Annotated in this window: 14 protein-coding genes; 7 read left to right on the forward strand and 7 right to left on the reverse strand. The window is 66.0% G+C overall.

Annotated features, from left to right (window positions below):
* Window positions 1-302: 302 nt before the first annotated feature.
* From IGS68_RS06040 to IGS68_RS06050, 3 genes are all read right to left on the reverse strand, one after another.
* Window positions 303-854: a 2,4'-dihydroxyacetophenone dioxygenase family protein gene (locus tag IGS68_RS06040; RefSeq protein ID WP_201078107.1), complete on the reverse strand. Its 552-nt coding sequence runs from the start codon at window positions 852-854 to the stop codon at window positions 303-305.
* A gap of 10 nt (window positions 855-864) precedes the next feature.
* Window positions 865-1,704 (reverse strand): SDR family NAD(P)-dependent oxidoreductase, encoded by an 840-nt coding sequence (locus IGS68_RS06045; protein WP_201078109.1) that lies wholly within the window; start codon window positions 1,702-1,704, stop codon window positions 865-867.
* A gap of 91 nt (window positions 1,705-1,795) precedes the next feature.
* Window positions 1,796-2,377: a hypothetical protein gene (locus tag IGS68_RS06050; RefSeq protein WP_201078111.1), complete on the reverse strand. Its 582-nt coding sequence runs from the start codon at window positions 2,375-2,377 to the stop codon at window positions 1,796-1,798.
* 545 nt (window positions 2,378-2,922) lie between these two features.
* Between IGS68_RS06050 and IGS68_RS06055 the strand changes: the two genes are divergently transcribed.
* The 6 genes from IGS68_RS06055 (at window position 2,923) to IGS68_RS06080 (ending at window position 7,249) form a co-directional block, all read left to right on the forward strand.
* Complete coding sequence (locus tag IGS68_RS06055; RefSeq protein WP_201078113.1) at window positions 2,923-3,468, forward strand: YgjV family protein; 546 nt, start codon at window positions 2,923-2,925, stop codon at window positions 3,466-3,468.
* Window positions 3,469-3,582: 114 nt separating this feature from the next.
* Window positions 3,583-3,777 (forward strand): hypothetical protein, encoded by a 195-nt coding sequence (locus IGS68_RS06060; RefSeq protein WP_201078115.1) that lies wholly within the window; start codon window positions 3,583-3,585, stop codon window positions 3,775-3,777.
* Window positions 3,778-4,006: 229 nt separating this feature from the next.
* Window positions 4,007-4,351, forward strand: a complete 345-nt coding sequence (locus IGS68_RS06065) for a hypothetical protein (RefSeq protein ID WP_201078117.1) — start codon at window positions 4,007-4,009, stop codon at window positions 4,349-4,351.
* A 114-nt stretch (window positions 4,352-4,465) separates the two neighbouring features.
* A complete protein-coding gene (locus IGS68_RS06070; protein WP_201078119.1) occupies window positions 4,466-4,789 on the forward strand; it encodes a hypothetical protein in 324 nt (107 codons plus the stop codon).
* A 154-nt stretch (window positions 4,790-4,943) separates the two neighbouring features.
* A complete protein-coding gene (locus IGS68_RS06075; RefSeq protein WP_201078121.1) occupies window positions 4,944-6,779 on the forward strand; it encodes an MHYT domain-containing protein in 1,836 nt (611 codons plus the stop codon).
* 71 nt (window positions 6,780-6,850) lie between these two features.
* Window positions 6,851-7,249, forward strand: coding sequence for a response regulator (locus IGS68_RS06080; protein WP_201078123.1), 399 nt, complete (start codon window positions 6,851-6,853; stop codon window positions 7,247-7,249).
* Window positions 7,250-7,284: 35 nt separating this feature from the next.
* Here IGS68_RS06080 and IGS68_RS06085 read toward each other — a convergent pair whose 3' ends face one another.
* From IGS68_RS06085 to IGS68_RS06100, 4 genes are all read right to left on the reverse strand, one after another.
* Window positions 7,285-8,916, reverse strand: a complete 1,632-nt coding sequence (locus IGS68_RS06085; RefSeq protein ID WP_201078125.1) for an alpha-D-glucose phosphate-specific phosphoglucomutase — start codon at window positions 8,914-8,916, stop codon at window positions 7,285-7,287.
* Window positions 8,917-8,982: 66 nt separating this feature from the next.
* On the reverse strand, window positions 8,983-10,236 hold the full coding sequence (gene glgC, locus IGS68_RS06090; protein WP_201078127.1) for a glucose-1-phosphate adenylyltransferase: 1,254 nt from the start codon (window positions 10,234-10,236) through the stop codon (window positions 8,983-8,985).
* 285 nt (window positions 10,237-10,521) lie between these two features.
* A complete protein-coding gene (locus tag IGS68_RS06095) occupies window positions 10,522-10,740 on the reverse strand; it encodes a hypothetical protein (RefSeq protein WP_201078129.1) in 219 nt (72 codons plus the stop codon).
* 65 nt (window positions 10,741-10,805) lie between these two features.
* On the reverse strand, window positions 10,806-11,498 hold the full coding sequence (locus IGS68_RS06100) for a LuxR C-terminal-related transcriptional regulator (protein WP_201078131.1): 693 nt from the start codon (window positions 11,496-11,498) through the stop codon (window positions 10,806-10,808).
* 704 nt (window positions 11,499-12,202) lie between these two features.
* On the opposite strand from IGS68_RS06100, the gene IGS68_RS06105 reads away from it, so the two are divergent.
* Window positions 12,203-13,201, forward strand: coding sequence for an extracellular catalytic domain type 1 short-chain-length polyhydroxyalkanoate depolymerase (locus IGS68_RS06105; protein WP_201078132.1), 999 nt, complete (start codon window positions 12,203-12,205; stop codon window positions 13,199-13,201).
* Window positions 13,202-13,354: the final 153 nt, after the last annotated feature.

Below are 13,354 nucleotides of genomic sequence, written 5' to 3' on the forward strand. Positions count from 1 at the left end.
CGCCCGGCACTACCTTGCGAGTAGACTTCTAGAGCTGTACCCGATCTGGTCGATCCGCCCGAGGCAGCTGATCCGATGCGTTGCGCCATGGGCGCAACCTAAGATCGTCGCCCTGCATTATCTCCGCCCTGCATCGAGCCGTAGGTTGCGCCCATGGCGCAACACGGTGCGACGCGTGGAACGGCAGGCAGCGTGATCCGAAGCGATTCAACCGGATCGGGTACCGCTCTAAGCACTTCTCCCTCAAGAACAATATGTCCGCACCATAGGCAGATCACACTCGATCCACCATTGCCGCCGCCTTACCGCACCAAACGCTGGACGTGGTCGGCACCCAGCCCGATCGCCTCGAAGTGGCGGCGGGCGTTGGCGAGCTTGGTGAAGACGTCCTCGTAACCCAGCGCCTCGCCCTGGGGATCGACATAGGTGTAGCCGCCGGTCACGTGGAACAGGGTCACCATCTCCTCCACGCCTTCCGGCACGACCAGCGTATGGGTCTCGCCCGGCGGTTCGAAGGCGTAATCGCCCTCGCGGGCGATCCAGTCATGCTCCAGATAGTGCCACGAGCCGCGCAGGGTGAAGGCGTGGACCGGGCCGGAATGGCGGTGGCGGGACAGCACGCCGGACTGGCGGACCTTCAGCAGGTTGACATAGTAGCCCTGGCTGACGTTGAGGATCAGCGGCTTGAACCAGACGCCGTCCGCCTGGGGCACCCAGGAGCGGTCGTCGTCGCCGAGGTCCAGGGCGCCGCCGAAGAAGATGTCCGGCATCATGCCGAAAGGCTGCGGCTTCTGGTAGGCGACCCGGCTGGGGTCCCGGCGTGCGGTGGCGGTATCGTTCGCTGTGGCGGTCATGATGTCCCTTTCAGCCCTTCGGGTCGAATTTCTCGAACTCTTCCTTGTACAGCGGATGCCAGCGGGACAGAGGGGGACGATTGCGGATGATGTCCTCGGCCGCCCAGCGGATGCGCTTCTCGTCCATCTCCCGGGTCACGTCGTTGTCCGGGCAGAGAATATAGAAATCGCCCGCGGCCATGGCCGGCAGCATGAAGTCGATGACCTGCTCGGGCGTCCAGGCTCCCGGCGGCTTCTCGGAAACGCGGACGCGGGTGAAGCCGGTGAAGGTGAAGCCGGGGATCAGCAGGTGGGCGGTCACCTGGCAGCCCTCGGCGTTGCGCAGCTCGTGGGCGAGCGCTTCCGTCACGACCTTCACGCCGGCCTTGGTCACGTTGTAGGCGGTGTCGCCGGGCGGGCAGGTGATGCCCTGCTTGGAGCCGGTGTTGACGATGGCCGCCGGCGCGCCCTGGGCGATCATGCCCGGGGCGAAGACCTGCACGCCGTGGACGACGCCCCACAGGTTGGTGTCCAGGATGGCCCGCCAGCGCGCCGGATCGCCGAACAGCCCGCCGCCGCCCTCGCGGCCGGCATTGTTCATCAGGACGGCGACTTCGCCGAAGCGGTTCAGGACCTTGTCCCGGAGGCGCTCGACCTGGGCGCGGTCGGAGACGTCGGTCGGGACCGCCAGCGTCTCGGTCGTGCCGCCAAGATCGGATGCGGCGGCTTCCAGGGCGTCCGCATCGATATCGGCCATGCAGACCTTCATGCCGAGCGCCGCGAAGCGCCGTGCCGCGGCAAGGCCGATGCCGCTGGCCGCCCCGGTGACGACGGCGACGCGGCCGGCTGCCAGGGCAGGGTGGTTCGACATATCCATTTCCTCTTCCCGTAGGGGCCTATTCCCCGGGAAGGAAACACGTCGGCGGCGGGAAGTTTCAAGCCCCCATGAGCAGGGCGTCCGGTCAGCGCTTCGAAGCGGGAGGACGGCGGGGCAGGTCGAACAAGGAGGTGTAGGAGGAGGCGCGCGCGGCGTCCCGCGGGGCGGGTTGGGCAGGCTTGGCGGAGGCGGCGGGCCGGTCCAGCTCGGTGTCCACCTCGACGTCCTCGAACCGGCTGCCCAGGCGGGCGAAACGGCGTGCCAGTTCCGCTTCGCTGATCAGCCATCCGCGCGGGCAGCCGGAGCGGGAAATCAGGCCGTTGGAGTTCAGGTCGTCGGAATCGTCATCAAGGTCGAGGTCGAGGTCGTTGTCGGCCTGCATGGCCGATGCGGCGGCCGAGATCCGCTCGGCCGCGGTGCGCTCCGGAATGCCCGCGGTCCTGTCCGCCGCCGCCGGGCGGTCGGCCAAGCCGCGCGGGTCGATGCGCCGGTTGGGCCGACGGGGCAGGGGCCGCGGGCTCCGCAGGTAGGTGTCGCCGTCGGGTCGCTTTCCGCCGCTGTCGATGCCGCTCGAAGAACCGGGAGAATCCAGCAGGTGCCGACCCGAGAGGGCCTGTCCGAGCAGGTAGGAACCGTTGTCCTTACCGGAATTCTGATCGTCCTTCATGGTCGACGTGCTCCATACGCAGCGTGATCTTTCGAGATCTGAAATACGGCGCGGTAAGTTAACGAATGATTACCCAATTCGCGGGAGTTAGGCGTCAAACCAATTTTGCCATCCCCTTGCAATACAATGAAAATCAACGGAAATTTGCAACGAATCCGGGCTTTTGAGATAGGTCATATGTTCAAAGTCGTTAATGATCGTGACTTGTCTAACTTTCCTCCAGGCTTGGTTCCCGGCGTATGCGGAAAGGTTCGATAACGAAATCTTAAAGCCGGCGGACAGGCGGCGAATAGACCTGGACTGCAGGGATCGTCCGGTTCCAGCCGGGTCGCGGACCGTTGGCGAGTCGGATCTTCCGCCCGGCCGTTCCGTTCGAACAGGTATCATCCGATCATGCGGGTGTGTCCGGCATGTGACAAGTGCGCCATGGAGGGCACAGTTTCCGCATGGCTCACCAGCGAACATCGCAAGACAGGCCGATCGTCGGCCGGGGTATATACAATACTGTCTTTTCCCCTCCCTCCCATGCAGTGCTGTCCAGAGCCATGCTCGCCGAAATTTTTGGCATCACCGGCGTCGTCGCCGGTTCGTCCTGGGGTTTCCTCAAGGACCGCCGCGCCATTCTCGCGGTCCAAGCCTTCGCCACCGTCATGTTCGGCATCCATTACGGACTGCTCGGCGCCTGGAGCGGCTCGGCCATGTGCGCCGTGACCCTGGTCCAGGCGGTGGCCTCGCTGCCAGAGCGCCGCAACCGGGCGACCACGATCCTGTTCTGGTCGACGGTCCCGATGATCGCGCTGCTGACCGTCCTGACCTGGAACGGGCTCGCATCGGCCGGCGCCGCGTTCGGCATGGCCATGGCGACGCTCGGGCGCTGGCAGACCGACACCTTCAAGCTGCGCGGCTTCTTCATCCTTTGCTCCATGGGGTGGGCGACGCACAACATGATGGTGGGCTCGCCGTTCGGGCTGGCATCGGACACCATGTGCTTCGTCAGCAATCTCTGGCGCCTCCGGACCGAACTGGGGCTTCGTCGCCCGCGCAGGACGCCGCCGGCTCCCGCGCTTACGGGGCTCGCCGCTTCAACGTGACGCAGGCTCCGGCGCCGTGCCGAAGCTTCCTGCCGGTCGGTCGATGAACATCCCGTGGTGCCGTTCCGCACTGCGGGATGTTGAGTCTCCACGCACCCACGACAGGAGGTCCCCGTGCAGAACCTTTATACCGCCAAGAACCCCTTCATGAGCGTCTGGCTCTCGGCCTTCAACTCCTCGGCCGGCATGATGCGCGGCGCCTGGAACGCCGAAATCCAGCGTCAGCAGCAGGAGTTCATCCAGAACTGGATCCGTATGTCCATGCAGTTCTGGATGCCCATGCTGACGCCGCCGCGAGACCGTAAGTAACAGGGACTTCCAGGACAGGTTGATCGGCATCTTCCGCAGGTGCTGTCAACCTGACCCGGCAATCGGCGCGAGTATGTCCCATCCCGAATGCGCCGCGCCGCGTCCCGATCGGGCCGATACGATGGATGCAAACCACCTATAGCTTTTTTGCAGTGCAAAAATTCATGTTCTCCTAACCAAAATCTATTATATATCCTCGCAGTTTGTTGCACTGCGAAAGGACTTCACAATGCGTCGCATCATCGCCGCTGCCGCCCTGGCCCTCCTGGTTCCCTCGGCCGCCTCGGCCGCCGACGTCGTGAGCGCCGATCAGGCCCGTACCGTCTCCCTGCGCGACGGTTCCGCCGTGGTCTATTTCACCAATTCCTCGGACAAGTTCGAAGTCGTCACCACCGTCGCCGCGGACGACCGGTCGCCGGCCCTGCGTTTCACCCACGATCTGGCCGCCGGCCAGTCGGCCGTGATCGAACTGGCCGGTGACGAGGGTACGCCGGCCGCCCGCCTCGTGCTGACCCGCGACGGCGACAAGTTGCGCGTCGACTCGGCGACCCGGACCGCCGCGACCGGTCTCTGACCGCGACCATCCGGGCGGGGAGCGGCATTCCGGCCGCCTCCTCCGCCCGGGATCGGAATAACGCCCCGGGCACGGCTGTTGATCCTTGCACACGAACCTGCAAGGTGACCCCCCATGGGTATCCGTACCCTGCTCGCATCAGCGTCCCTGCTTCTACTGTCCGCTCTCCCGGCCGAGGCCGACTGGGACCGGCACGGGGACCGTTGGGGCAGGCAACTGCATTCCAACCCATACCAGTCCCACAGCCTGAAACGGGCCTGCGATTTCGGCAACCGCCGCGCCTGCGTCGAGCTGGGCGAGATCATCGGGGAGCGCCGGGCGGCGCGGCGCGAACGCGTCTGGCGCCAGGACGACTTCGGCCGCCGTCATTGGCAGGCCCCGCCGCGCTATTACCGCCCGCCGCCGCCGAGCGTGTGGTGGCGGTTCGACATCAGGTGATGCCTAGGACCTGACGGGTACCTGGCCTTTCCGCATACACCCCTTCTATCCGGAACAGGAAAGGGCCGAAAGGTCAGGTGCGACTGGGCCTGGACCGTCGTATAAGCCTCTTCGCAACCTGAGGGAGGCTGAAATTGGCGGGACGACCATGGACATGAGCGGGCATTACAACACCGCACTTGTGCTGCTGTCCTACGCAATCGCCGTTTTCGCCTCGTTCACCGCCCTCGATCTGGCCGCGCGCGTCCGTACCTCCGACGGAACGGGCGCAAGGGCCTGGATCGCCGCCGCCGCCGTCGCGATGGGCGGCGGCATCTGGGCGATGCATTTCGTCGGCATGCTGGCCTGGATGATGCCGATGCCGGTCGCCTACGACTCCGGCATCACCGTCGCGTCGCTTCTGCTCCCGATCGTCGTCACCGGCATCGGGCTGTTCGTCGTCAATGCCGACGCATCCTCCACCGCGCGGACCCTGGCCGCCGGCACCATGATGGGAGCCGGCATCGTCTCCATGCATTATCTCGGCATGTCCGGCATGAGGATGCAGGCCCGGCTGGAATACGATCCCGTGCTGGTCGGAGTATCGGTGCTGATCGCCATCGGCGCCTCGGTCGCGGCGTTGCGGCTTGCGTTCCGCACCGGTTCCGGGCTTCAGCGGTTCGCCGCCGCAGGCGTCATGGGGCTCGCCGTCGTCGGCATGCACTATACCGGCATGGCGGCCGCGATCTTCGTGGTGGACGCGGACCTGCCGGGTCCGAGCGGGGACGGTCTGGACCAGACCGTCGTCGGCACCCTGGTGACGGTGGTCAGCTTCCTGCTCCTTTCCATGGCGCTGTCCTCGGCGATGATCGACCGGCGGCTGGCACGGCGGGAAGCCGTCATGCTGCGCGCCAGCGAATTGCGCTTCCGGGCACTGGTGCAGAACGCGTCGGATGCCATGCTGCTGACCGACGATGCCGGCACCATCGGCTTCGCCAGCGGCCCGACCGACCGGATCTTCGGCCGCTCCGAGACCGCGCTGCTGGGCCAGCCGGCCTCGGATGTCGTGAGGGGGGATTGTGGGAACGTCGCCGAACTGGTCTCCGACTCCGCGGCCAGGCCGGGCGAGAGCGTCAGCCGGACGGTGAGGACGGAGTTGCCGGAAGGCGGTTACCGCACGCTGGAGGTGATCGCGACCAACCTGCTGCACCAGCCTGCGGTGGGCGGGATCGTCCTGACCTTCCGCGACCTGACCGAACGCCTGCGGCTGGAGGAGGAACTGGATCAGGCGTCGCGTCTCGCCACCCTGGGTACCATGGCGGCCGGCATAGCCCATGAAATGAGCCAGCCGCTCAACGCGATCTCGCTGTGGAGCGAGGACGCGCTGCTGGCGATGGAGGACGGCGAGTTCGACGAGGACCACATGAAGCAGGTGATGAGGGTGGCGGTCGAGCAGGCGCAGCGCCTGCGCGGCATCGTCGACCACATGCGCGTCTTCAGCCGCCGCGATACCGGCACGACGGAGGTCTTCGACGTGCGCGATAGCCTGCGGGTCGCGATCCAGCTGGTCGAACGGCAGTTCGCGGCGGAGGGCGTCACCGTGGCGCTCGACCTGCCCGGGGAGCCGGTCCAGGCGCGGGGGCGCCCGCTCCAGCTCGAGCAGGTCGTGCTGAACCTGCTGACGAATGCCCGCGACGCCGTCCAGGACAGGGCCGCGGTCGCGCCCGACCGGGAGGGCCGCATCGAGGTGGCGGCCCGGACCGACCCGGCGGCGGGCACGCTGGTGATCTGCGTCTCCGACACCGGCACCGGCATCAAGCCGCGCGACATGGCCCGCATCTTCGATCCCTTCTTCACGGTCAAGGAGGCCGGGCGCGGAACCGGCCTGGGCCTCGCCATCAGCTTTCGGATCGTCGAGGCGATGGCGGGCCGCATCACCGCCGCCAATATCGTGGAGGGCGATACGGTGACCGGCGCCCGCTTCGAGGTAAGACTGCCGCTTGCGGAATAAGCACAATTTCGGAAGTGCCAACCGGCCGGTTCAGGTGTTCAATAGGTCGTTACGGTTCAAAGCGAGGAAACATGTCGGACCAGCGCCACATCCTTGTCGTCGATGACGAGGTGCTTGCCGCGATGGCGATGGAGCATGTGCTTCAGCGGCGGGGGTTCCGGGTCAGCCGGGCGGGTGACGGGCAGGAGGCCTGGGACATCTGGGAGCGCGACGGGGCAGACGCGGTCGTGACCGATCTGAAGATGCCGCGCATGACCGGCGACGAACTGGCCGCCCGTCTGCGGGTCGCGGCGCCGCGCCTGCCGGTGATCGTCGCCAGCGGCTATCTGTCGGAAGCGATCGAACACCGGCTGCGGGTCGAGATCGACGGCCCGATCGAGATCTTCACCAAGCCGCTCGACCTTGCCGGCATGCTGCGCACGCTGAAAGCGATGCTGGGTCCTGAAGCGGGAAGCAGTCCCGCCGTGTGAGAGGGACCGCCCCTTCGGGCGGTCCCGGCCGCCGGTCAGGTGATGACCGACGGCGCTTCCCGGCCGGTCCGGGACCGGATGCCGGCGATCCGGTCGGCGATGGCGATCAGGCCCGACAAGGCTTCCTGCGCGTCCCTGTCCTGGCCGGCGGGATCGGCCTCGTAGCGTTCCATATAGACACGGAGCGTGGCGCCCCCGGTGCCGGTGCCGCTCAGGCGATAGACCACGCGGGAGCCGTCCTTCAGGATGACGCGCACGCCCTGGCGGCTGGCGACGGAGCCGTCCACCGGATCGCGGTACTCGAAATCGTCCGCCGCTTCGACCGAGGTGTCCCCGAAAGCCTTGCCGGGAAGGGTCGGCAAAGCGGCCCGCAGGTCGGCCATCAGCGCGTCGGCCGTCGCGGTGTCGATGTCCTCGTAGTCGTGCCGCGTATAGTAGTCGCGGCCGTACTCGCGCCAGTGCCCCGTCATGATGCGGCCGATCGGCTCGCCCCGGACCGCGAGGACGTTGAGCCAGAGCAGCACCGCCCACAGCCCGTCCTTCTCGCGGACATGGTCCGAGCCGGTGCCGGCGCTTTCCTCGCCGCACAGGGTCGCCATGCCTGCGTCCAGCAGGTTGCCGAAGAACTTCCAGCCGGTGGGGGTCTCGAAGCCGGGGATGCCCAGCTTGGCCGCGACCCGGTCGGCGGCGCGGCTTGTCGGCATGGAACGCGCGATCCCCTTCAGGCCGGCGGAATAGCCCGGGGCCAGATGGGCGTTGGCCGCCAGGACCGCCAGGCTGTCGCTGGGCGTCACGAAGAGGTTCGGTCCCATGATCATGTTGCGGTCGCCGTCGCCGTCGGAGGCGGCGCCGAAATCCGGCGGGTTCGGCCCGGTCATGGCGGCGACCAGGTCGTGGGCATGGACCGGGTTGGGATCGGGGTGGTGTCCGCCGAAGTCGGGCAGGGGAGTCCCGTTCAGCACTGTCCCTGCGGGGGCACCCAGCCGGTTCTCCAGGATCTCGGTGGCATAGGGGCCGGTGACCGCGCTGAGCGCGTCGAAGGTCATCCGGAATCCGCCCTGGAACATCGCGCGGATCCGGCCGAAGTCGAACAGGCTCTCCATCAGGTCGGCATAGTCGGCGACGGGGTCGATGATCTCCACCGCCATGCCGTCGAGCCGGGTTTCGCCGAGCCGGTCGAGGTCGAGGTCCGGTGCCTCCACCGTGCGGTATTCGGTGATCTCGCCGGTGCGGCGGTGGATCGCGTCGGTGATCCGCTCCGGCGCGGGGCCGCCGTTGCCGGTATTGTACTTGATGCCGAAGTCGCCGTCGGGGCCGCCGGGATTGTGGCTGGCCGACAGGATGATCCCGCCGAACGCCTTGTGCTTGCGGATGACGTTGGACGCGGCCGGCGTGGAGAGGATGCCGCCGCGGCCGACCAGCAGGCGCCCGATGCCGTTGGCCGCCGCCATCCTGATGATGATCTGGATGGCTTCGGCATTGTAGAAGCGCCCGTCGCCGCCGACCACGACGGTCTGGCCCCGGATGCCGTCCATCACGTCGAAGATGGACTGGACGAAGTTGGCCACGTAGTGCGGCTGGCTATAGACGGCCACCTTCTTGCGCAGGCCCGAGGTGCCGGGCTTCTGATCGTTGAAGGGGGTGGTTTGGACGATCACCGGGGCCATTCCTGTTCCTGTTCGCTTGGTCGGTGGGGGGCCGGTCGTCGGCCGGCCGTGGCGGCGGGTAGCTGGTCAGACGGTGACGCGGCCCAGCGGCACCGGCGACCGGGTGCCGTCGATGACCACGATCCCGCTTTCGGTGACATGGTACTTCTTGCGGTCCTCCTCCAGATCGTAGCCGATCACGGCGTCCGGGGGGATGCGGGCGTTCTTCTCGATGATCGCGCGGCGGATCCTGGCCCGGCGTCCGATGTCCACGTTGTCGAAGATCACGCTGTCCTCCACCAGGGCGCCGGAATGGACGCGCACCCAGCGGCCGAGCACCGAGCGCTTGACGATGCCGCCCGACACGATGCAGCCGCCGGACAGCATGCTGTCGATCGCCTGGCCCCGGCGGTCGTCCTCGTCGAAGGCGAACTTGGCCGGCGGGTCCGAATAGCCCGAGGTGCGCAGCGGCCACTGGCGGTTATAGAGGTTGAGCGGCGGATCGATCGCGCGCACGTCCATGCTGGCCTCGTAATAGGCGTCCAGCGTGCCGACGTCGCGCCAGTAGGGGACCCGGTCCGGCGGGTCGCCGGCGATCCTGTTGGTCTGGAAGTCGTAGGCGAACATCTCGACCTTGCCCACCAGGTTGGGCAGGATGTCCTTGCCGAAGTCGTGGGAGCTGTTCGGGTTCTTGACGTCGTCGTAGATCATCTTCAGCAGCAGGTCGGTCGAGAAGATGTAGTTGCCCATCGACGCCAGGACCTTGGTCGGGTCCCCCGGCATGGTCGGGGCATCCTCGCGCTTCTCGACGAAGCCGATTATCCGCCCGTCCTCGTCCACCTCGATCACGCCGAATTCCTTGGCGTATTTCTTGTCGACCGGGATCACCGCGACCGTGACGCCGGCATTCTTCCGGGAATGGAACTCGATCATCTGCCTTATGTCCATCCGGTAGATGTGATCGGCGCCGAACAGGACGACGAGGTCGGGGCGGGACTGTTCGATCAGGTTGCAGTTCTGGGCCACGGCATCGGCCGTGCCGCTGTACCAGGTCTCCCCGGGGGAGCGCATCTGGGCCGGCACCGGAATGATGAACTGTTCCTGGAGCAGTCCGCCGAACTGCCAGCCGTCGCGCAGATGCTGGAGCAGGGACTGGCTGCGGAACTGGATCAGGACATAGATCGAGAAAATTCCCGAGTTGATGAAATTGCTCAAGACGAAATCGACGATGCGGTACTTGCCGCCGAAGGGTACCGCCGGCTTCGCCCGCTCCTTCGTCAACGGAAACAGCCGCGTGCCTTTGCCGCCGGCGAGGATCAGGCCCATGATCTTGAGTTGCATCAAGCTGTTCCTTCTATTGGCGTCTGTTGGGGATTGACGCTCTTGGATATGGCTTTCGCACTTCGGTATCAGAGTAACAGCCGATGCGGGAAAAGGTAGCCTTGTTGCACTGCGGTGATGCTTTTGTCCAGAGGATTAATCCCTCCTCGTTTACTATGTTTTTCAGACTGAATTAAGAACAGTTGCAGGCAGTCACTTGAACCGCCGTGAACGGCAAACGGCCGCGCCCCGTATCCTGGGGCGCGGCCGTTCGGGCCTTCTCCGCTTTGGCTTCGGGCGAGCGCCTCAGCCCCGCTTGCGGCGGTTGTCCCATTTGGCGGAGTCGGGATTGTCGGCGGGCAGACGGCTGAGGATCTGGTTGCAGATCGCCTCCGCGCTCCGGTCGTAGACGTTCCACTGCTGCGGGGTGAGCCTCTCCCTGAGCATCAGCATGCGGCCCACGAGGTAGTGTTCGCTGAGGCCCAGCTTGACCGGAATGGTGTGAAGTTTGGAATGATCGTTCATGGGAAGCCCCGTCTGCAGCCTGTTGTCGCCGTCCTGGTTCCTGTCGTGACCCCGGTTGCCCGACCTCAGGCGGAAACCGCCTGGAGGTTGCGGGTCGGCGTGCTGGCGCCTTCCGCCGAGAAGCCGTTGTTCATGGCCCAGATCGCCGCCTGGGTGCGGTTGTTGACGTCGATCTTGCGCAGCAGCGTCTTCAGGTGGACCTTGACGGTCGCCTCGGTGATGCCGAGCCGGATCGCGATCATCTTGTTGCTGGCCCCGGTGACCAGGGACTGAAGGATCTCCTGCTCGCGGGGCGACAGGCCGCGGATCGAGTTCTGGGGCGAGGGCGCGTTGATGTCGAGCAGCATCGCCGCGAGATTGGTCGGGAACACCTTCTCGCCCAGCATGATGAGCTGGAGCGACTGGATCAGCGCCTCCGGCGAGACGTTCTTGATCAGGAACCCGTCGGCGCCGCCGCCCATCGCCTCGCGCAGCATGTCCACCGACATGTCGTCGGCCAGCACGACGATCCGGGCCGCGGGATGGACGTCCCGGAGCTGCCGCAGGTCGGCCGCCTCCTTGATGGGCTGCCCGGTGATCACCAGGCCCGGCTCGGCGTCCTGGCCCGAACCTTGTTGGGCGCCGGCATGGGCGATCGCCTGCTCCAGGGTGTTGAACTCCGCACCGACTTCGAAGCGGGTGCCTGCCAGCAGATGCTTCAGCCCTTCACGGAAAAGACGGTTGGACTCAACGAGGATCGTGCGACCATTGGCGTTCATGACTATGGGTTCCTATAAATTGCTGTTGCGCAGCTAGACGAGGGGGGCGGTTGGTAAGTCGTCGTTGTGCTGTGATCTTCTTGAGACTAAGAATGGTCTAAAAAATGCCCAATATAAAGGGGAAATTAATAGAATTTTAGGGATATGCCGGTGTATCCGCCCGGTGCTCATCGTGCGAACGGCATAGGCGGGCAGAGAACCGCTGGTCTGACGATGGTTCGGCGACATGCCGGGCGGGGAAGGAGGGGTACCCGAAGGAGGGACGGTGCTGGCCCGGTGTTATTCGCGCGGCCGGGAAACGGGCTCATGGCCATGCGAATGGCGAAGGGCAGATCTGACGACCTGCCTTTCCCATTGATCGAATTCCGGTTTCGGATAACTTCGATATCGCAGCAGTGATGCTGCATACGCCTCTTTGGGCGTTTCCTCCCTAGACTCAGGCCGCCTTTCGGGGCGGCCTTTTTTTTGCACAAAACGAAGCGCTTGCCAACTGCTTAATGCGCCAACTTTCTTATATCCTTTTTTTGTAACTATGCCTGGAATTTAGGCAGTCACTGGTGCCGCGATTTCAGGCACGTCCGGTTCTCCGCCGTCATATCGCAACCGCGAAGGAACGAGTCGCTTGCGCGACGGGTTCACTCCCGGTGGCGGCCGGCCGATGGCAGGCTTTCCCGGCGTTTCCAATCGTTTTGACAGGCAGGACAATGGCCCGAGCGACAGGCGGGGCTGCGACGGCATTCCGCAATCCGGGTTCGGCCAATGCCGCCCCGTCATGGCGGCCCGACATCGTGGAGGTGGAGGAGTTCGGCTCCAACCCCGGGAATCTCCGGATGTACAGGTTCGTGCCGCCGCGATTGTCCAGGAACGCTCCGCTGGTGGTGGCCCTGCACGGCTGCGGGCAGACGGCGGCCAGTCTCGACCATGGCATCGCCTGGTCGCAGTTGGCCGCCCGCCTGGGATTCGCGCTGCTTCTGCCGGAGCAGAAGCGGGCGAACAACTTCAACCGGTGCTTCGGCTGGTTCTCGCCGGGCGACATGGAGCGCGACCGGGGCGAGCCCCTGTCGATTCGCCAGATGGTCGACCGGATGGTCGCCGAACATCGGCTCGACCCCGGACGCATCTATGTGACCGGCCTGTCCGCCGGCGGGGCGATGACCTCCACTCTTCTCGCCGCGTATCCGGATGTCTTCGCCGGCGGGGCCATCGTCGCCGGCATGCCTTACAAGGCGGCCTATGGCAGGATGGACGCGCTCAACGCCATGGTCCACGGCCGAGCCAGGCCGTCCATCGTCTGGGCGGGGCTCGTCCGCGCCGCTTCGGCGCACCGCGGGCGGTGGCCGCGGGTATCGGTCTGGCACGGCGACTCGGACAGGACCGTCAATCCCGCCAACGGCGCGGAGATCGTCAAGCAGTGGGTCGGCGTCCACCGGCTGCCCCGCGGTCCCGCCACGGTGGACAAGGTCAACGGGCACATGCGGCGCGCCTGGCTGAACCGCGCCGGCGAGGCGGTCGTCGAGGAGTATGTCGTCAAGGGGATGGCGCACGGAACGCCGGTGCGGGCCGGCAGCGGCGCGCGGTCGGTCCTGACGGCGCCCTATGTCTTCGACATGGGAATCGCCTGCATCGAGCATATCGCCTGGTTCTGGGGCCTGTCGAAGCGCCGCCCCGGCCGCTGGACCCGGCAGCGCCCTTCCGGCAGGTAACGAAACCTTGTCGATCGGGCGCCGCGGGCAAGGAAATGGCGGTCCTGCGCTGCGGTGCGTCATACTGTTGCGAAAAGCGAATGAGTAATCCTGGAAGCCCGCGGGAGATGCGGGGGCCTGCCCCGAGGGTATCCACGATCCGGTCGGGACGAT

The sequence above is a fragment of the Skermanella sp. TT6 genome, from assembly GCF_016653635.2.
GTDB classification, from domain to species: Bacteria; Pseudomonadota; Alphaproteobacteria; order Azospirillales; family Azospirillaceae; genus Skermanella; species Skermanella cutis.